Below are 18,680 nucleotides of genomic sequence, written 5' to 3'. Positions count from 1 at the left end.
ATGGAACTGCTGGTAGAGGTCAAGGACCTGCGCGTGGTCGTCCAGAGTGACGACGGCAGCGAAACCGCCATCGTCAAGGACGTCGGCTTCAACCTGGCCAAGGGCGAGGTGCTGGCGCTGATCGGTGAATCCGGCTCGGGCAAGACCACCATCGCCCTGTCGCTGCTCGGCTATGCCCGCGAGGGCTGCCGGCTGGCCGGCGGCTCCATCCGCGTCGGCGACACCCAGGTGCTGGAACTGGACGCTGGTGGCCTGCGCCGCCTGCGCGGTCGCACCGTGGCCTATATCGCCCAGAGCGCGGCGGCGGCCTTCAATCCGTCGCGGCGGCTGATGGAGCAGATCATCGAAAGCGCGCTGATCCATGGCGTGCTGACCCGCCGGGAAGCCGAGGCGCGGGCGCTGCAGCTGTTCAGGGAGCTGGCGCTGCCGGATCCCGAGCACATCGGCCAGCGCTATCCGCACCAGGTCTCGGGCGGGCAGTTGCAGCGGCTGATGGCGGCCATGGCGCTGATCACCGATCCGACCCTGGTGATCCTCGACGAACCCACCACGGCGTTGGACGTCACCACCCAGATCGAGGTGCTGCGCGTCTTCAAGCAGGTGGTGCGCGAGCGGGGCGTGACCGCCATCTACGTCTCCCACGACCTGGCCGTGGTGGCCCAGATGGCCGATCGCATCCTGGTGCTCAATGGCGGGGAGGTCTACGAGAATCGCCGCACCGAACGTCTGCTGGCCAGTGCCCGCCATCCCTATACCCGCAGCCTGTTGGCCGCGGCCCAGCCGGAGCCCCTGGCGGAACGTGGGCTGCCCACCGTGGAGACTGCGGCGCCGGTGCTGGAGGTCAAGGATCTGGTGGCCGGCTATGGCCCCATCGGCGCCGACGGCCTGCCGCGCTATCGGGTGCTGGAAGGCATCGACCTGAGCATCGGCGCCGGCCAGGCGCTGGGCGTGATCGGCGAATCCGGTTCGGGCAAGTCGACCCTGGCGCGGGTGATCGCCGGCCTGCTGCCACCGGCCCAGGGCAGCGTGCGCCTGGGTGGCGAATTGCTGCCGCCGGGTCTGGAAGGCCGCACCCGCGAGCAGTTCCGCCGGGTGCAACTGGTCTACCAGAATGCCGACACGGCGCTCAATCCGGCCCACAGCGTGGAGCGCATTCTGATGCGCCCGCTGGAGACCTATCACGCCTTCGACAAGGCCACCCGCCAGCGCAAGGTCCGCGAATTGCTCGACCGCGTGCAACTGCCGGCCAGCCTCGCCAGCCGGCGTCCGGGCGAGCTCTCCGGTGGCCAGAAGCAGCGGGTCAACCTGGCCCGGGCGCTGGCCGCCGAGCCCGCGCTGATCCTCTGCGACGAGGTTACCTCGGCGCTGGATACCGTGGTCGGCGCGGCCATCCTCGATCTGCTCGCCGAATTGCGTCGCGAACTGGGGCTGGCCTATCTGTTCATCAGCCACGACATCTCCACGGTGCGCAGCCTCTGCGACGAGGTGCTGGTGCTCTATGCCGGCCAGCCGGTGGAGCTGGGCACTCCGACCACGTTGCAGCATCCGCCGCTGCATCCCTACACCGAATTGCTCACCGCCTCGGTACCGGCGCTGCGTCAGGGCTGGCTGGAAGAGCAACCGATCCGCACGCCCGTGCCCCTCGTCTCCTCGCCGCCCGCCAGCGGTCGGCTCTGCAGCTTCCTGCAGCGCTGCCCGGTGCGGGTCGAAGGCCGTTGCGACCGGGTGCCGCCCCGGCCCCAGACCCTGGCCGGCGGCAACCGCATCCTCTGTCATCATGACGGCGAGACCTTGCAGCGCCTGCAGGGCGGCGCCGTGCTGCACACCCAAGGAGTTCGCGCATGACTTCCCGCTTCCAGCGACTCGGCGAGACCGGCCGGCCGCAGGTCAGCCTCAGCGTCGACGGCCTGCCGGTCACGGCGCTGGCCGGCGACACCCTGATGGTCGCCTTGCTCGCCAATGGCCCGGCGCTGCGCCGTTCCGAATTCGGCGACGAGCGCCGCGCCGGTTTCTGCCTGATGGGCGCCTGCCAGGATTGCTGGGTCTGGACCGCCACGGGCGAGCGCCTGCGCGCCTGCGGCACCGAGGTTCGCGAAGGCCTGCAGATCCTCACCACGCAACCGGAGGCGGTATGGAATCGGGTCTAGCGAACGCGGGCGGGAGCCCACCGCGAGTGGTTATCGTCGGCGCCGGTCCGGCCGGGGTGCGCTGCGCGGAAACGCTGCTGGCCGCCGGCCTCACCCCGGTGGTGATCGACGAGAATCGCCGTGACGGCGGCCAGATCTATCGCCGCCAGCCCGAGGGCTTCCAGCGTCCCTATGCCACCCTCTATGGCAGCGAGGCGGGCAAGGCCGAAAGTCTGCACCGCACCTTCGACGGCTTGCGCGGACGCCTCGACTACCGCCCCGACACCCTGGCCTGGCACCTGCACGAACGCACCCTCTACACCGTGCAGGGCAATCGCCAGCGTACCCTGGACTTCGATGCCCTGGTGCTCTGCACCGGGGCCGGTGACCGCCTGCTGCCGGTGCCGGGCTGGAACCTCGCCGGCACCTATACCCTCGGCGGCGCCCAGATCGCCCTCAAGGCCCAGGCGGTGTCCATCGGCCGGCGGGTGATCTTTCTTGGCAGCGGCCCCTTGCTCTACCTGGTCGCCGCCCAATACCAGCAGGCCGGTGCCACGGTGGCCGCGGTCCTGGACACCGCGCCGCTGCGCCTGCGCGCCCAGGCCACGCCCAAGCTGCTGGCCCGCCCGGGCGTGGCCTGGAAGGGCGTGCAACTCATGGCCTCGCTCAAGCGCGCCGGGGTGCCGCTGCACTTTGGCGTCACCCCGCTGGAGATCCTCGGCGATGCCGAACAGGGCGTGCGCGGCGTGGCTTTCGCCGATGCGCGTGGCCTGCGCCAGGAGGTGGCGGGTGACGCCGTGGGCCTGGGCTATCACCTGCGCCCGGAAACCCAGCTGGGCGATCTCGCCCGTTGCGCCTTCGAATTCGAGCGCGCCACTGGCCAATGGGTGCTGCAACTGGATGCCGATGGCCGCACCTCCACGCCGGGGGTCTATGCCGCCGGCGATGGCGCCCGGGTGCGGGGCGCCGACGGGGCCGAGCTGGCCGGGCAACTGGCCGCCTGCGCGGTCCTGAGCGATCTCGGCCGCACCCCGCCCGATGGCCTCGTCGAGCGCTGCCGCGAGGCGCTGGCGGTCCAGGAGCGCTTTCGCCTGGGCTTGGCCGAGGCCTTTCCCTGGCCCGCGAAACAGATGGCCAGCCTGCCGGACGGGTCGGTGGTCTGCCGCTGCGAGGGCATCACCGCCGGTGAATTGCGCGCCGTGGTGCGCGAGAAGGGCGCCCAGGAAGCCAACCGGGCCAAGGCCTTCAGCCGCGTCGGCATGGGTCGCTGCCAGGGGCGCTATTGCGCCCAGGCCGGCGCCGAGATCATCGCCGCCGAATCCGGGGTGCCGGTGGAGACCGTCGGCCGCCTGCGCGGCCAGGCACCGGTCCGGCCATTGCCGCTGGGCATCGTCACCAGCGAAGAGGAGCTTTCGTCATGAACCAGACCGCCAACCGCGCCGACGTCATCGTCGTCGGCGCCGGCATCATGGGCAGCGCCAGCGCCTTCTTCCTGCGCCGCCGGGGCCTGTCGGTGCTCCTGCTGGAGCGCGACCAGGTCGGACGTTTCGCCAGCGGCACCAATTTCGGCAACGTCCGCCGGCAGGGCCGCTACCTGACCCAGGTGGCGCTGTCCAACCGTTCCCGCGGTATCTGGGGTCGTCTGCCCGAGTTGATCGGCGATGACCTGGAATTCATCCCCGGCGGCCATCTGCGGGTGGTCTACGATCCCGGCCGCATCGCCATGCTGCACGAGTACGCCCGGGCGCCGGAGACCGCCGCCCTGGATCTGCAGGTGCTCGAAGGCACCGCCCTGCACGAGAAGTTTCCCTACCTGGGCCCCGAAGTGGTGGCCGGCTCCTATGCGCCCCACGACGGCCATGCCAATCCGCGCCTGGCCGCGCCGGCCTTTGCCCGCGCCGCGGTGCGCGAGGGCGTCAATCTGCAGGAAGGGGTGGAAATCACCCAGGTTACCAAGCCGGATGGCGACTTCCTGGTGCAGGCCGCCGACGGCCGCCACTATCGGGCGCCGCGGCTGCTGATCACCGCCGGGGCCTGGGGCAGTCGGCTGTCGAGCCAGTTCGGCGAGCCGGTGCCCATCGAGACCCACGGACCGCAGATGGGCGTCACCGAGCCCTTGCCCTATGCCTTCAAGGAAGCGGTGGGCGTCTCTTCGCCGCTGGTGAGCGAAACCATCTACTTCCGCCAGATTCCGCGCGGCAACGTCATCTTCGGCGGCTGCTTCCGCACCCGGCCGGATCTGGACACCCGCCTGGCCCGCGCCGAACCCCATGGCCTGCTCAACCAGCTCACCCAGCTGCGACGCCTGGCGCCGGCCCTGGCCAGAGTCAACGTGATCCGCACCTGGAGCGGGGTGGAAGGCTATATCGCCGACGACCTGCCGATCATGGGGCCGAGCAGCCAGATGGACGGTCTCTACTACGCCTTCGGCTTCTGTGGCGCCGGCTTCCAGCTCGGCCCGGGCGTGGGCGACACCATGGCCGAACTGATCGCCACCGGTCGCACCGAGACGCCGCTGGCGGCCTTCGACATCGGCCGCTTCGCGCAACCCCGCAGCGAGAGCCTGGCCGGATGAACAGCCAGGACCTGCTGCGTACCCTGATCGGCTTTCCCACCGTTTCCGCCGACTCCAACCTGGCGCTGATCAGGCATGTGCAGGGGCTGCTGGAGGCCGCCGGCATCGCCTGCCGCCTTGTGCTCGACGAGAGCGGGCGCAAGGCCAATCTCTTCGCCAGCGTCGGCCCGAGCGACGTACCCGGCGTGCTGCTCTCCGGGCATACCGACGTGGTGCCGGTGGCCGGCCAGGCCTGGACCCTGCCGCCGTTCGAGGGAACCCTCAAGGACGGCCGGATCTATGGGCGCGGCGCCTGCGACATGAAGGGCTTCGTCGCCTGCGCCGTGGTGGCGCTGCTGGCCGCTGCCCGGGGCGCACCGTTGAAACGCCCGTTGCAACTGGCCCTGTCCCACGACGAAGAGATCGGCTGCGTCGGGGTGCGCCGACTGCTGGATGTGCTGGAGCTGGCGCCGCTGCGGCCCTTCCTCTGCATCGTCGGCGAACCCACGAACCTGCAGGTCGCCCTCGGCCACAAGGGCAAGGCCGCGCTGCGCGCCCACTGCCATGGCCAGGAGGGCCATTCCTCCTTGGCGCCACTGCACGTCAACGCCATCCACCTGGCCAGCGACCTGGTCGGCGCCCTGCGCGCCAGCCAGCGGCGCCTGGCGGAAGAGGGCGCGCACGACGCGGCCTACGACATTCCCTATACCACCCTGCATGTCGGGCGGATCGATGGCGGCAAGGCGCTGAACATCGTGCCCAACCTCTGCACCCTGGACTTCGAGATCCGTCACCTGCCGGCGGACGATCCCGCCAGCCTGGTCGCCGCGCTGCAGGAAACGGCGGACGGCCTGGTCAGGGAGGCACGGCAAACCTCGGCCAAGGCCGCCATCGAGATCGAGACGGTCAACGCCTATCCGGGCCTGGACACCCATCCCAGCGTCGACGCCGTGCGCTTCCTGCAGACCCTGGTCGAACCCGGCACCACCCAGCTCAAGGTGGCCTTCGGCACCGAGGGCGGTCTCTTCGCCCATCGGCTGGACACCCCGGTGGTGGTCTGCGGCCCCGGCAGCATCGAGCAGGCGCACAAGCCGGACGAGTATGTCGAATTGAGCCAGCTCGATGCCTGTGACGCCTTGCTGGGGCGGTTGCGGGTGGCCCTGGGGTGAGGCCACCCGGACCGCTCAGTAGCCCCGCTGGCGATCCACCAAACCCCGCATGGGCTCCCCGCGCTGATGGCGCCGGATATTGTCCAGCAGCACGGTGAACGCCGTTTCCGGCACCGTCATGGCGCCCACGTGGGGCGTCAGCCAGATCCGCGGATGCTGCCAGAACGGATGGTCGGCTGCCGGCGGTTCCGGCTCCACCACGTCCAGCACCGCCTGGCCCAGCTGACCGCTGGCCAGCGCCGCCAGCAGGTCGGCCTCCACCAGCTGGGCGCCACGGCCCAGGTTGATCAGGCTGGCGCCGCGGGGCAGGGCGGCGAAGAGGCGGGCGTCGAGGATGCCGCGGGTTTCCCCGGTCAGCGGCAGCAGGCAGATGAGGATCTCGCAGTCGGCCAGAAACGCCGGCAGCTGCTCGGCGCCGGCATGGCAGCGCACCCCCGGCAGGTCATGGGCCGAGCGCGACCAGCCCGAGAGCTGGAAACCGAAGGTGGCGAGCCGCTCCAGCACCGCCTGGCCGATCTGGCCGAGACCCAGCACGCCCACGCGTCTATTCTCCGCCGTCACCAGGGCATGTTCCTGCCAGCGTCCCGCGGCCTGCTGGTCGAGATAGAGCGGCAACTGGCGATGCAGCGCCAGCACCATGAGGGTGGCGTATTCCACCATGCCGGCGACGATGCCGGGGTCCAGCATCCGCACCACGGGCAGCGCCGGCGGCAACAGGTCCAGGTCGAACTGGTCGACGCCGGCCGAGGTGGCAAACAGCACCTCCAGGTTCGGAAAGCGGCTGGCCAGGTCCTCCGGCGGTTGCCAGCAGGCCAGGTAGCGGATCTCTTCCGGATTGCCCACGTCCGGCCATTGGCGGAATTCGATATCGGGCGCGCGTTCCTGGAACAGGTGTCGCCAGGCCTGGCCGCGTTCGGGATCGGCCTTGTAGAGCAGTGTCATGGGGAGGTCTCCGGCAAAGCCCAAGGATGGCGTAGTGGGGCGGTAGTTTGTCCCGAAATCTCCCCTGCTGCCGCCATGATCGGTGGTGCGGTGGAAACTGCGCCGCATCTGGGAAAAACGGCAGCTTCTGTACGGGCCTGGGCCCCAAAACGCCATAACCCCGCCGCTCTGCAAGTCGATACTGGCCGGGTCCGCGGCACGCCTGCCGCGCCGCCCGACACGAGGATCCGCCATGCCCTTGCTGCACTACTGCCAGCCGCTCGGTGACCGCCAGCTGCCCCGCGCGCTCCAGCCCCTGCACGATGATCCCCTGGCCGCCGGCCGCGAATTGCACCTGCACGATGGCCGCCTGGGCTATGTGATGGGCAGCGCCGTCGCCCATTCCGCCGATTGCCAGTTGGACGACTACCCCTGGGTGGAGGTCAGCCTCATCGAGGCCGGGGAGTTGCACCTGGAATGGGACGGGAATGCCCTGCAACTGAAGGCCGGCGATGCTTTCATCCTGCCACGGGGCCTGAGCTGCCGCTGGCGTCACAGCGGCGAATTGCGGCGCCTGTTCATGGCCTTTCCCGGCCGGGCCAGCGAAGGTCCCATGCCCCAGGCACCCGTGCTGCTGGATCCCTCGGCCCCGCGCGAACCCTCGCCGCCGCCAGCGGCCAGCGTGCTGCTCAGCCCCGAGCCCACGGCCACCGGCTGTGACCTGTTCGAAAGCGGCGGCGGGGCCCTGCGGATCGGCATGTGGGAGTGCACGGCCTATACGCGCAAGGCGGTGAGCAATCCCCACTGCGAGCTGATGCTGCTCTATGCCGGCGCCGTGACCCTCGCGGTCGAGGGCGAAGCGCCCTGTCAGGTCAACGCGGGCGAGGCGGTACTGGTACCGGCGAATACACCGATGGCCTGGGACAGCCGGGAGCGGGTGCGCAAGCTCTATTGCATCCTGCGCTGAGAAGAGGGCGCTCCGGCAGCGGGATGCTGGCGGAGCATCGCGGCGAGGGGGTCAGCCGGCCTTGATCAGGCTGCGCAGCGGCAGGGCGTTCTTGACCACCGGCGACTTGATGACGATGTAGCTGAAGTACTTCTCGATGCCGACGTTGCGGTCGAGGATGGATTCCATCAGCTCCTGGTAGTGGCCGATGCTGCTGCACATGAAGCGCAGCAGGTAGTCGTAGCCGCCGCTGATGAGGTGGCATTCGAGGATCTCGTCGACGCCGCGGATGAAGGACTCGAACTTCACGAAGTCGGCACGCTTGTGGTCGGAAAGGGTGACCTCGGTGAAGACCGTCACCGAGTTGGCGATCTTGGCGAGGTTGACGTGGGCTTCGTAGCCGCTGATGTAGCCGGCCGCCTCCAGGCGCTTGACGCGCTGCAGGCAGGGGCTGGGCGAGAGGCCCACGGCTTCGGCGAGACTGACATTGGTCATCCGGCCATCCTTCTGCAGTTGCACCAGGATGTTGATGTCGATGCGGTCCAGTTTTGTTGCGGCGTCCATCGTCGTTCCTCGCAGTCGTGAACGGCAGGCTAGGCACGCAGGGCGGTCTGATGCGCATGCACCAAATCGGCGAGACTCGCGTACTCGCACCGCGTGCCATCCAGGGCCTGCCGCGAAAGGTTCCAGGGCCGCGAGCGATCACGGCGCAAGGTACACAGCGGAAAATCCACCAGGGGGTTCCAGGGGTCGTCCGGTTCGCTGCCCCTTACCGGCAGCAGATCCCCGCGCGCCAGGCCAAGCTCTTCCAGGGTGTTGTCCAGCGCCAGGCGCAGATCGCCGCCGCGGTTGGGGATCACGGCGGCGAACACCTCGGGCAAGCGTGCCGTGACCGCCGCGGCGTCGCCGTCATCGGGCGAAGCCAGCAACACCAATCGATAGAACTTGCTCAGGTACTGCAGCGCGCCCGGCGCATCCTCGAACACCGGCCAGCACGACGTGGCGTTTCCAAAGGCCACGCTGGCATCCAGGTCGTCTTCCTGCTGCAACTCTTGCGCCAGACGCTGGTGGATACGCAGGTGCAGGCTGGTCTGGCTGGCGTTGGGCGTAGCCTGGCGCAACTCGCGGGCGAGGCGGTGATAGCTGCCGAGCAGCCAGTCGGGATGGGTGCTGAGGCCCGCCTGCGCCACAAGGGGGCGCAGGGCTTCGAGGATGCCCCCTTCGCGGTCGACGAGGGTGCCGTAGCAGGAAAAGCCTATGGCCTGGTAACGCGTGATTCTCATGATCGGTTTCCCCTTGGCGCCGCTCTGCCGATGTCAGGCGGCGTTACGTTCGACCTCAGGCACCGGCCTGGGCGAGGGCTTGGCCGAACATGTGCAAGGCTTCGGCCAGTTGTGCCTCGGTGGTCACCAGCGGTGCCAGGAAGCGGATGACGTTGCGTTCGACACCGCACTTGATCACCAGCAGGCCCGCCTGGCGGGCGCCGTCGATGACCTGCTGGGCGAGGGCGGCGTCCGGGCTGTGGCCATCGGCGCCGACCATCTCCACCGCCAGCATGAAGCCGCGGCCGCGCACCTCGCCGATGCGTGGATGCCGCCGCTGCAGCTCGAGCAGACCGCTGCGCAGCTGCTCGCCGAGGGCTACGCCATGGGCAACCAGGTCCTCTTCCGCGAACACGTCCAGCACCGCCAGCGCCGCGGCGCAGGCCAGGGCGTTGCCGCCATAGGTGCCGCCGAGGCCGCCGGGCAGGGGCGCGTCCATGATGGCGGCGCGACCGACCACCCCGGAGAGCGGCAGGCCACCGGCCAGGCTCTTGGCCACCGTCACCAGGTCGGGCTGGACACCGGTCTGCTGGAAGGCGAACAGGCTGCCGGTGCGGCCGAAGCCGGTCTGGATCTCGTCGGCGATGAGCACGATGCCGTGCTGGTCGCAGAGGGCGCGCAGCGCCTGGAGGAATTCCACCGGCGCCGGGCGGAAGCCGCCGTCGCCCTGCACGGGTTCGATCAGGATGGCGGCCACCTGGTCGGGCGCGACCTGGGTGGCGAAGACCTCGCGCAAGCCGGCCAGGGCCTTCTGGCTATCCATGCCGCGGAAGGCATCGGGGTAGGGCGCGTGGTAGATGTCTCCGGGGAAGGGACCGAAGTTCTGCTTGTAGGGCTGGGCGAAGCCGGTGAGGGTCACGCCGAGCAGGGTGCGGCCATGGAAGCCGCCGCGGAAGGCGATCACCCCGGGCCTCTTGGTGTGGGCCCGAGCGATCTTGATAGCATTTTCCACGGCTTCGGCGCCGGAGGTCAGCAGCAGCGTCTTGTAGGCCTCGCCGTTGCCGATGAGGGTATTGAGACGGCTGGCCAGTTCCAGGTAGGGCTCGTAGGCCATCACCTGGAAGCTGGCGTGGGAGATCTCCCCGACCTGGCGGCGCACGGCCTCCACCACCCGTGGGTGATTGTGGCCGACGTTGAGCACGCCGATGCCGCCGACGAAATCGAGGTAGCGGCGACCGTCCACGTCCCAGACTTCGCTGCCCTGGGCGCGGGCCACCACGACGGGATGGGCGGTGATGATGCCGCGGGGAACGCCTTGTTCGCGAAGACCCAGCAGGCGGTCGGTGGCTTTGGCAGCGGAATTCATGCAGCGATACTCCAGGCAGGGGCGAGAGTTCCAGCCTACGCAGGCCGCAGGGTCGGTAACGCTGAAGTTGCCGGCCCCGGCATCGTGATCGGCTGTTTTGCTTGGGGGCGGCGGCATTTTCGGTTGCCTGCCGCCGATGGGTTTCAGTCGAGGCCGCCGAGGTGCCAGGCCTTGACCTCCAGGTACTCGTCCAGTCCCAGGTGCGAGCCTTCGCGACCCAGGCCGGATTGCTTCACGCCGCCAAAGGGCGCGACCTCCATCGACAGGGTGCCGGTGTTGAGGGCCACCATGCCGAATTCCAACTGTTCACCGACGCGCCAGGCGCGGCGCAGGTCCTGGGTGTAGTAGTAGGCGCCCAGGCCGTAGGGCGTGGCATTGGCCAGCGCCAGGGCCTCGGCTTCGTCGCGGAAGCGGAACAGCGGTGCCACCGGGCCGAAGGTCTCCTCGCGGGCCAGCAGCATGTCCGCCGTGGCGCCGGTGAGTACCGTGGGCGCGACGAACTGGTCGCGGCCGCTGGGCAAGCCGCCGAACAACGCCTTGGCGCCCCGGGTCAGGGCGTCGTCGACATGGCGTGCGACCTTGTCCACCGCCAGGCGATTGATCAGTGGGCCGAGGGTCACGCCGGCCTCCAGGCCGTTGCCGACCTTGAACTTGGCCACCTCGGCGGCCAGCCGCGCGGCGAAACGGTCGTGGATGCCGTCCTGCACCAGGATGCGGTTGGCGCAAACGCAGGTCTGGCCGGCGTTGCGGAATTTGCTCTGCAGCACCCCGGCGATGGCGAGGTCCAGGTCGGCGTCGTCGAAGACGATGAAGGGCGCATTGCCGCCCAGTTCCATGCTGGTGCGCTTCACCGTGGCCGCGCACTGCGCCAGCAGCAGCTGACCGATGCGCGTGGAGCCGGTAAAGGACAGCTTGCGCACCGCCGGGTTGCCGGTCAGCTCGCCGCCAATGCCGGCGGGCATCCCGGTGACCACGTTGAAGACCCCGGGCGGAAAGCCGGCGCGATCGGCCAGTTCGGCCAGCGCCAGGGCCGACAGCGGGGTGAGATCCGAGGGCTTGATCACCACGGTGCAGCCGGCGGCTAGCGCCGGAGCGGCCTTGCGGGTGATCATGGCGTTGGGGAAATTCCACGGGGTGATGGCGGCGGCGACCCCCACCGGCTGCCGCAGCACCAGCACCCGGCGATCCCGGGCCGGTGCGGGCAGGATGTCGCCAAAGCTGCGCCGGGCTTCCTCGGCGAACCATTTGACGAAGCTGGCACCATAGGCGATCTCGCCACGGGCCTCGGCCAGCGGCTTGCCCTGTTCCAGGGTCATCAGCAGGGCCAGGTCGTCCTGGTGCTCCAGCATCAGCGCATGCCAGCGCTCCAGCAGCGCGGCGCGCTCGGCGGCCGGACGCTCGCGCCAGGCCGGCCAGGCCGCTTCCGCCGCGGCGATGGCGCGGGCGGTTTCCCCAGCCTCCAGGGCGGCGACCTGGGCGAGGGTCTCGCCGGTGGCGGGGTTGTCCACGGCAAAGGTGGCGCCGTTGTCGGCGGCGATCCAGTGGCCGTCGACATAGGCGGAAGCTTTGAACAGGCGGGGATCCCGCAGATCGAGGTGCAGCGGCATGGTGGCGCTCCCAGTGGCAGGTCAGGCCCTGAGTCTAGGGAGCGGCGGCGGTGGCGAATGCCGAAATCGACCGCTGTGAACCGGCGGCGAACGCGTTCGCGGCGACGTTGCCGCACTTTCTGCGGTGGCTTCCTGGCCGGCCGCTAGTGAGGGGCCGCGCCCGCGTCCAGCCCCTTCACCGCCAGGTCAAGGAAGCTGGCCAGCGCCTGGAGGCGGGCACTACGCTGCTTGCGGGCGGGGACCAGGAGGGTGATGGGCGCACTGTCGAAGCGCCACGCCGGCAGCAGTCGGACCAGGGCGCCGCGCGCGATGGCATCGGCGACGTCCCATTGGGAACGCAGCACGATGCCCAGACCCTGTTCGGCCCAGCGGCGGGCCACGCTGCCATCGTTGGTGAGCAGCGCCGGTTCGATGCGCAGCGTCTGGCGCTCCTGGTCGTTGCGCAGTTGCCAGAGGGTCACGTCCTCGTCGTTCTCGCGGATGCAGATGCAGCGGTGCTGCAGCAGCGCCCTGGGCTCCCGCGGCAGCCCGTGCTGCTCCAGGTAGGTCGGACTGGCGCACAGCCAGCGTTCGTTGTGGGCCAGGGTCTTGGCGATCCAAGAGCTGTCGTCGATGGCGCCGATATGAATGACCGCATCGCTGTCGTGTCGGTCGGGCCAGGGGGTCTCGCGCAGGTCCAGTTGCAGGCGCAGCTGCGGATGCAACACGGCGAAGCGCGCCAGCAGCGGGGCGATGCGCTGGCGGCCGTAGCCGAAGGGCGCGGCGAGGCGCAGGGTGCCCACCAGCTGCCGATCCTGGCGGGCGAAGGTGTCGGGCAAGGCCTCCAGCCGTTCGAGCAGTTCGCTGCATTGCTGGGCGAAGCGCTCGCCGTCGGGGGTCAGGCTCAGCCGCCGGGCATCGCGATTGGCCAGGGCCACCCCCAGCCGTGCCTCCAGCTTGCGCAGGCGGGTGGAGAGCGCGGGCGGCGAGACGTTGAGGGCGCGCGCCGCCGCGCTGAGGGATTCACAGCGGGCCAGGAGTACCACCAGGCGCAGGTCTTCGATGGCGATCATTAATCTGGACTAAAGGAATGCATCAGCAGGATTGAATCACAGGTTTACGAAGGGCGGCTACAGTCCGCCCATCGTCCACCGGTCGAGTCCTTGCCATGACCCTCTCCCTGCTCACCCTCGATACCCCTGCCGCGCTCATCGACGAAGCCCGGATGATGCGCAACATCCACCTCATGCAGGCGCGCATCGACGCCCTCGGCGTCCGCCTGCGGCCCCATGTGAAGACCAGCAAGAGCGAGGCGGTCATCCGCCGGCAACTGGCGGCAGGCGCCCAGGGCGTGACCGTCTCCACCCTCCAGGAGGCCGCGGCCTGTTTCGCCCTGGGCATCACCGACGTGCTCTACGCTGTGACCATCGCCCCGGCGCGGCTGGAACAGGTCAGCGCGCTGCGGCGGCAGGGTTGCCGGCTAGGCATCCTGACCGACAGCCTGGCCGGGGCCCAGGCCATCGTCGCGGCCGGCCAGCGCTACGACGAAGCCTTCGAGGTCTGGCTGGAGATCGACTGCGATGGACATCGCGCGGGCCTGCAACCGGACGATCCCCGGCTGGTGCAGATCGCCGGGCTGCTGAGGGCGGGTGGCATGCGCCTGGCGGGGGTGCTCACCCATGCCGGATCCAGCTACGCGCTGGACGACCCCCAGGCGCTGCAGGCCCTGGCCGAGCAGGAGCGCGCCTGTTGCGTGGCGGCGGCCGAGCGGCTGCGTGCCCAGGGTCTGGCCTGTCCACAGGTAAGTATCGGCTCGACGCCCACGGCGCTGTCAGCCCTGGATCTGACCGGGGTTACCGAGGTTCGCGCCGGGGTCTACGTCTTCCAGGACCTGGTGATGCACAACGTCGGCATCTGCCGGGCCGAGGATCTGGCGCTGAGCGTCCTGACCACGGTGATTGGCCATCAGGTGGAGAAAGGCTGGGTGCTGGTGGACGCCGGCTGGATGGCCCTGAGTCGCGACCGGGGCACCCAGCGGCAGCGGCGTGACTTCGGCTATGGCCAGGTCTGCACCCTGGACGGCCGCTGGCTCGACGGCGCCCTGCTGACCGGTGCCAACCAGGAGCATGGCATCGTCAGCTTCGCTGGGGGCTGCCCGGACGACCTGGAGCAGCGCTTCCCGGTGGGTAGCCGACTGCGCATCCTGCCCAACCATGCCTGTGCCACCGGTGGCCAGTTCGAGCGCTATCACGCCGTGGACGCCAGCGGCATGGTCACCCCCTGGAGTCGCCTGCATGGCCGCTGATACGCGCTTCATCCAGACTGCGGCCGCGGCGCCAGCGGGTGGCCACTATTCCCAGGCGGTGGCCTACCAGGGGCTGCTCCACGTATCCGGGCAACTGCCGGTACGACCCGACGGCAGCCATGCGCCCGCGGCGAGTTTCGCTGAGCAGGCCCAGATCGCCCTGGACAATCTCTGCGCCATCCTGGCCGCGGCAGGGCGGGGGCCGCAGGATCTGCTCAAGGTGACTGTCTATGTCGTTGGCATCGAGCACTGGCCCACCTTCGACCGCCTCTATGCCGGGTACCTGGGCGAACACCGACCGGCGCGGGCGGTGGTGCCGGTGCCGCAGCTGCACCATGGTTATCTCGTCGAGATCGAGGCGCTGGCGCGCGCCGACTGATCGCCCGTCGCCATCTGGGAGCCACCCTCATGCTGCTGGACCCTAGGTTGCAACCACTGATCGATCACCCAGGTGACCCGCTGCTGCTATCTCGCCGGCCACTGGGTACCGGTGCCTGGCGCCGCCCGGGCCACGGTGACGGATCCCGCGACCGAACGTCCGCTCGCGCCCAACGGCTGGAGCGCCTGCAGACCTTGCTGACACAGCGTGCCGACACCTTCGCCCAGGTGATTTCCCGGGAGATGGGCGCGCCCCTTGCCGCGGCCCGGGCCCTGCAGGTGCCCCTGGCCCTGGAACACCTGCGCGTGGCGCGCGAGGGGGTAGGCGACTACGCCTTCGAGCGCGCCTGGAGACCAAGGCGATCCTCGGCCATTGAGGGATTCAGGCGAACAGCGGATTGTCCCTGAGCGCCGCCACCGCGAGATCGATGAAGGCCCGTACCTTGGCCGGCGCCTGGCGGCCTTCGGGGTAGATGAGGTGAATCGGCAGCGGCGCTTCCTCGTGCTCGGCGAGAACGATCTGCAGCGCGCCTTCGGCCAGGGCCGGCGCGATCTGGTAGTGCAGGACCCGGGTGAGGCCGCGACCGGCCCTCGCCGCGCTGATGGCGGCCTCGTTGGTGTTGCAGTGCAGCAGCGGATCTACGCTCACCCGGTGCCCATCGGCAAAGCGCCATTCCGGTGATGACCAGGCGCTGTGGGACACCAGGATGCGGTGCTCACGCAGTGCGGCAGGGGTAGCGGGCATGCCCTGGGCCTGCAGATAGGCGGGGGCGGCGCAGACCACCCGGCGCACGCGCCCGACCTGGATGGCGGTGAAGCCCGAATCGGGCAGGTGGCCGATGCGCAGGGCGACGTCCATGCCTTCCTCGACGATGTTCACCGGCCGGTCGACGAAGAAGGTGCGGGCGCGCATCTGTGGATAGCGTTCGAGATAGTCCAGCAGCAGCGGCAGCACGTGCAGCTGCCCGAACAGCAGCGGGGCGGTGATGGTCAGGGTACCGACCGGCTTGGCGTAGTGGCCGGCCGCGGCCAGCTCCGCCTCGGCGATCTCGGCGAGGATGCGCCGGCAATCCTGCAGGTAGCGGGCGCCGGCTTCGGTGGGCCTGACCGACCGGGTGGTGCGCACCAGCAGGCGCGCACCGACCCGTTCCTCCAGCGCGGCCACCAGGCGGGTCACCGCCGGTGCGCTCAGGTGCAGCTCCCGGGCGGTACGGGCGAAACTCTCGGTTTCCGCCACCTTCACGAACACGCGCATCGCCTGCCAACGATCCATCTGCCTCGCCGTCCTGTCTTGTCGACCAGGCTCCATGGTAGTCAACTTCAGGCGGCGTGGATCATAGATCGAGCTCCAGGCGGGCGGTGCCAGCCGCCGGCACCGCGCAGCACAGCAACGCCTCGCCGTCGGCGACCCGCGCCACCGGCTCGCGCGCATAGGTGACGGCGCCGCCGAGCAGCCGTGTCCGGCAACTGCCGCAATGACCTTCGCGGCAGCTGAAGGCGGGATCGAGGCCACGGGCTTCGGCCAGTTCCAGCAGCGAGCCCGCCGCGGGTGTCCAGCGCGCTTCCTTGAGCGAGGCGGTGAAGACCACTGGCACGCTGTCCGTGGCCGCGGCTGGACGCACAGGCGCCGCCGCTTCCAGGGGCTGACTGCGGCGCAGCGCCGCCGGACCGAAGGCTTCGGCATGGATACGCGCGTCCTCGATGCCGTAACCGCGCAGGCCGTCGTACAGTGCCTGGGTGAAGGCCGCCGGGCCGCAGAGGTAGAAGGTGTGATCGCCGAAGGGCAGGAAGCGGCCCAGCACGCCCAGGTCGATCCGCCCGGTCACCTCGTAGTCGGTATCCGCCACGGCCCCGCGGGTATCGCTCAGCGCCCGCACCAGGCGCAGCGAGCCTCCGGCGGCGGCCACCAATTCGGCCAGTTCCGCATCGAAGGCGCGCTCGGCCTTCGACCGGGCGCCGTAGAAGAGGGTGATCCGGCGCTGGCGCTGGGTCCGGCGTCCTTCGTGAACGAGGTGCCTGAGCATCGCCAGCAGCGGGGTGATGCCGATGCCGGCAGCCAGCAGAACCAGGGACTGGTCGGCGGCGGTCAGGGTGAAGTCCCCCGCCGGCGGGCGCGTGTCGAGCAGATCGCCCTCGCGCAGCCGTTCATGCAGCCAGGTGGACACCAGCCCCTCGCGCTTGACGCTGATACGGTAGTGCCCGTCGGCCGGCGCGCTGGAGAGGCTATAGCTACGCAGCGCCGGGGCCTGGCCGGCGGTCCGGATGAGGCGTACCGGCAGGAACTGGCCGGCCTGGGTGGGCGGCAAGGCGGTGCCGTCCGCCGCGGCGAGATGGAAGGAGCGGATGGTGGCGCTCTCCTCGACGATGCGGATGACGCGCAAGGGTCGCCAGCGGTTGCCGAGTGCCCTGCTCAGCAGACGCTCGCGCGCTTGCACCCAGCTGCCGGTCAGCTGGCTGCTGTCCGACTCGCCCCCGGCCCGCGCCCGCCAGCGCAGCGCCAGGGCGGCGCGACGACGGACGATACGCTGCGGGCGAAAGGTCCAGAGGCGTTCGGCGCCCTCGAAGGCGGCGATCTCCGGCGAGTCGAACACCACCTCGGCGGTGCCACTCAGCTGCAGCAGATCGCCGCGCTCGTCGTCGACGAACAGCAGTCCGGCCTGGCCGTTGATGACGATGTTGCCCAGGGTGTTGAAGAACAGGTTGCCGTTGAAGTCGGGAATGGTCAGCACGCCCTCGCCATCCACCCGGACGAAGCCCGGCTTGCCGCCACGGTGGGAGACGTCTACCCGGCGCCGTCCCTCCTGCTCGGCATAGGAGGCGACGAAGAGGGTATCGGCCCCTTCGATCAGCTGGCGTGCCGCCTCATCCAGTGCCTCGAGGGGTTCGGCGGCCGGCGCGGGCGTCTTATCCGGTGGCTGGTTGGGTTGCAGGTCGCGCAACTGGATGTAGCGCGGGCAGTTGCCGAAGCTCTGGTCCACGGTCACCTGCAGGCCCTGGGGCGTCAGCTCGACCTCGCCATTGATACGATTGCGGCGCCGAGTGTGCAGCTCGATGCCCAGCAATCCCACGGCGGTGCCATCCGCCAGGCCAGCGCCGGCTGGATCACCTGCCGGTAGGCTGGCCGCGATGTCCAGCCGCGTTGGCGTCGGTGCGCTGACGAAGCCCGGCGCGCCTTCCAGGATCGTCGCCCAGGCCGCGCCGGTCGCGTCCACGCTACCCAGCACCAGAAAGGGCAGTTGCTGGTAGAAGGCGCGGTGCTGGTCGGGCATGAAGCTGCGGATCACCCGCGGGCCGACCTCGGCCATCCGTTGGCGGACGCCAACGCGCTCCTGCAGGGCGGTTTCGCCGGGGTGCCAGGTGGGCAGAGCGTTCAGGGGCGTGCTCATCGAGGTTGCTCCTCGCGGTGGGGAAGGCGGGTGATCCAGCTGCCTTAGGCGCGCAGACCGGCAGCCGTCTGCGGAAAGGGCACGAAGCCGGGCAGGGCTTCCACCCGCTGCAGAAAGGCCCGCACAGCGGTATAGGGGGCCAGGTCCACGTTGCCTTCCGGCGCGCCGGCCAGATAGCTGTAGAGGGCGACGTCGGCGAGGGTTGGATGATCGGCGGCCAGCCAGTCGCGGTTCGCCAGATGAGCCTCCAGCCGCTCTAGGAGGACGTGGGCGCGGGCGATGACTTCCTCGGCATTCAGCCGGGCACCGAATACCGTGATCAACCGCGCCGCTGCCGGGCCATAGGCCAGTTCGCCCGCGGCCACCGACAGCCAGCGCTGGACGGCGGCGGCCCCGGCGGGGTCTTCCGGCAGCCAGTCGGTACGGCCCATTTTCTTCGCCAGGTAGACGAGGATGGCATTGGAGTCGGCGACGATCACGCCATCGTCATCCAGCACCGGCACCTGGCCGAAGGGATTGAGGGCGAGGAACGCCGGGGTGCGGTGCTCGCCGGCCGCGAGGTCGACCTCGACGAGTTCGGGCGCGAGGCCCAGCAACGAGGCGAACAGCACGGCGCGATGGGCATGACCGGATAACGGCAGGTGGTAGAGCTTCATGATCCAACTCCTGGCAGGCAGCGGG

The 18,680-nt window shown here is 69.8% G+C and carries 18 protein-coding genes; 9 read left to right on the top strand and 9 right to left on the bottom strand.

Annotation, left to right across the window (positions count from 1 at the left end; genetic code table 11):
• Genes FHR73_RS06505 through argE form a run of 5 tightly spaced genes read left to right on the top strand, consistent with a single transcriptional unit; the run spans position 1 to position 5,849 of the window.
• Positions 1–1,845 carry an ABC transporter ATP-binding protein gene (locus FHR73_RS06505; protein ID WP_183630091.1) on the top strand — a complete coding sequence of 615 codons (1,845 nt, stop codon included), beginning with the start codon at positions 1–3 and terminating at the stop codon, positions 1,843–1,845.
• Positions 1,842–2,147 (top strand): (2Fe-2S)-binding protein, encoded by a 306-nt coding sequence (locus FHR73_RS06500; protein WP_183630090.1) that lies wholly within the window; start codon positions 1,842–1,844, stop codon positions 2,145–2,147. The genes FHR73_RS06505 and FHR73_RS06500 overlap by 4 nt, the downstream gene beginning before the upstream one ends.
• Positions 2,132–3,547 carry an NAD(P)/FAD-dependent oxidoreductase gene (locus FHR73_RS06495; RefSeq protein WP_183630089.1) on the top strand — a complete coding sequence of 472 codons (1,416 nt, stop codon included), beginning with the start codon at positions 2,132–2,134 and terminating at the stop codon, positions 3,545–3,547. The genes FHR73_RS06500 and FHR73_RS06495 overlap by 16 nt, the downstream gene beginning before the upstream one ends.
• Complete coding sequence (locus FHR73_RS06490; protein WP_183630088.1) at positions 3,544–4,701, top strand: FAD-binding oxidoreductase; 1,158 nt, start codon at positions 3,544–3,546, stop codon at positions 4,699–4,701. The genes FHR73_RS06495 and FHR73_RS06490 overlap by 4 nt, the downstream gene beginning before the upstream one ends.
• The gene (gene argE / locus FHR73_RS06485; protein WP_183630087.1) at positions 4,698–5,849 is read left to right on the top strand and encodes an acetylornithine deacetylase; all 1,152 of its coding nucleotides are present in this window, start codon (positions 4,698–4,700) and stop codon (positions 5,847–5,849) included. The genes FHR73_RS06490 and argE overlap by 4 nt, the downstream gene beginning before the upstream one ends.
• Positions 5,850–5,864: 15 nt before the next feature.
• On the opposite strand, the gene FHR73_RS06480 is transcribed toward argE, so the two are convergent.
• On the bottom strand, positions 5,865–6,791 hold the full coding sequence (locus tag FHR73_RS06480; RefSeq protein ID WP_183630086.1) for a glyoxylate/hydroxypyruvate reductase A: 927 nt from the start codon (positions 6,789–6,791) through the stop codon (positions 5,865–5,867).
• Between the two features lie 232 nt (positions 6,792–7,023).
• Here FHR73_RS06480 and FHR73_RS06475 point away from each other — a divergent pair, with 232 nt between their 5' ends.
• A complete protein-coding gene (locus FHR73_RS06475; RefSeq protein WP_183630085.1) occupies positions 7,024–7,737 on the top strand; it encodes a cupin domain-containing protein in 714 nt (237 codons plus the stop codon).
• Between the two features lie 51 nt (positions 7,738–7,788).
• On the opposite strand, the gene FHR73_RS06470 is transcribed toward FHR73_RS06475, so the two are convergent.
• The 5 genes from FHR73_RS06470 to FHR73_RS06450 all read right to left on the bottom strand — a co-directional run bounded on the left by FHR73_RS06470 (position 7,789) and on the right by FHR73_RS06450 (position 13,003).
• On the bottom strand, positions 7,789–8,280 hold the full coding sequence (locus FHR73_RS06470) for an Lrp/AsnC family transcriptional regulator (RefSeq protein WP_007161776.1): 492 nt from the start codon (positions 8,278–8,280) through the stop codon (positions 7,789–7,791).
• 29 nt (positions 8,281–8,309) lie between these two features.
• Positions 8,310–8,999 (bottom strand): hypothetical protein, encoded by a 690-nt coding sequence (locus tag FHR73_RS06465; protein WP_183630084.1) that lies wholly within the window; start codon positions 8,997–8,999, stop codon positions 8,310–8,312.
• Between the two features lie 55 nt (positions 9,000–9,054).
• A complete protein-coding gene (gene gabT / locus FHR73_RS06460; RefSeq protein WP_183630083.1) occupies positions 9,055–10,344 on the bottom strand; it encodes a 4-aminobutyrate--2-oxoglutarate transaminase in 1,290 nt (429 codons plus the stop codon).
• Between the two features lie 143 nt (positions 10,345–10,487).
• Entirely contained in the window at positions 10,488–11,951 is a 1,464-nt protein-coding gene (locus FHR73_RS06455; protein WP_183630082.1) for an NAD-dependent succinate-semialdehyde dehydrogenase, read from the bottom strand.
• Between the two features lie 143 nt (positions 11,952–12,094).
• A complete protein-coding gene (locus FHR73_RS06450) occupies positions 12,095–13,003 on the bottom strand; it encodes a LysR family transcriptional regulator (RefSeq protein WP_183630081.1) in 909 nt (302 codons plus the stop codon).
• A 95-nt stretch (positions 13,004–13,098) separates the two neighbouring features.
• On the opposite strand from FHR73_RS06450, the gene FHR73_RS06445 reads away from it, so the two are divergent.
• The 3 genes from FHR73_RS06445 to FHR73_RS22730 are packed head-to-tail and all read left to right on the top strand — an operon-like array spanning position 13,099 to position 15,021.
• Positions 13,099–14,235 carry a DSD1 family PLP-dependent enzyme gene (locus tag FHR73_RS06445; RefSeq protein ID WP_183630080.1) on the top strand — a complete coding sequence of 379 codons (1,137 nt, stop codon included), beginning with the start codon at positions 13,099–13,101 and terminating at the stop codon, positions 14,233–14,235.
• Positions 14,225–14,614, top strand: coding sequence for a RidA family protein (locus FHR73_RS06440; protein ID WP_183630079.1), 390 nt, complete (start codon positions 14,225–14,227; stop codon positions 14,612–14,614). Before FHR73_RS06445 ends, FHR73_RS06440 begins: the two co-directional genes overlap by 11 nt.
• 29 nt (positions 14,615–14,643) lie before the next feature.
• Positions 14,644–15,021, top strand: a complete 378-nt coding sequence (locus FHR73_RS22730; protein ID WP_409258653.1) for an aldehyde dehydrogenase family protein — start codon at positions 14,644–14,646, stop codon at positions 15,019–15,021.
• On the opposite strand, the gene FHR73_RS06430 is transcribed toward FHR73_RS22730, so the two are convergent.
• The 3 genes from FHR73_RS06430 to FHR73_RS06420 form a co-directional block, all read right to left on the bottom strand.
• Positions 14,996–15,886: a LysR family transcriptional regulator gene (locus FHR73_RS06430; protein WP_183630077.1), complete on the bottom strand. Its 891-nt coding sequence runs from the start codon at positions 15,884–15,886 to the stop codon at positions 14,996–14,998. The two genes, FHR73_RS22730 and FHR73_RS06430, sit on opposite strands and share 26 nt — an antisense overlap.
• A gap of 61 nt (positions 15,887–15,947) precedes the next feature.
• Positions 15,948–17,999 carry a pyridoxamine 5'-phosphate oxidase family protein gene (locus FHR73_RS06425; protein WP_183630076.1) on the bottom strand — a complete coding sequence of 684 codons (2,052 nt, stop codon included), beginning with the start codon at positions 17,997–17,999 and terminating at the stop codon, positions 15,948–15,950.
• A gap of 44 nt (positions 18,000–18,043) precedes the next feature.
• Positions 18,044–18,655, bottom strand: a complete 612-nt coding sequence (locus FHR73_RS06420; protein WP_183630075.1) for a glutathione S-transferase family protein — start codon at positions 18,653–18,655, stop codon at positions 18,044–18,046.
• Positions 18,656–18,680 lie beyond the last annotated feature (25 nt).

Source organism: Pseudomonas sp. AS2.8, assembly GCF_014190935.1.
Taxonomy (GTDB): Bacteria; Pseudomonadota; Gammaproteobacteria; order Pseudomonadales; family Pseudomonadaceae; genus Chryseomonas.
Note: the sequence above shows the minus strand (reverse complement) of the source record. Positions and strands in the feature narration are given on the sequence as shown.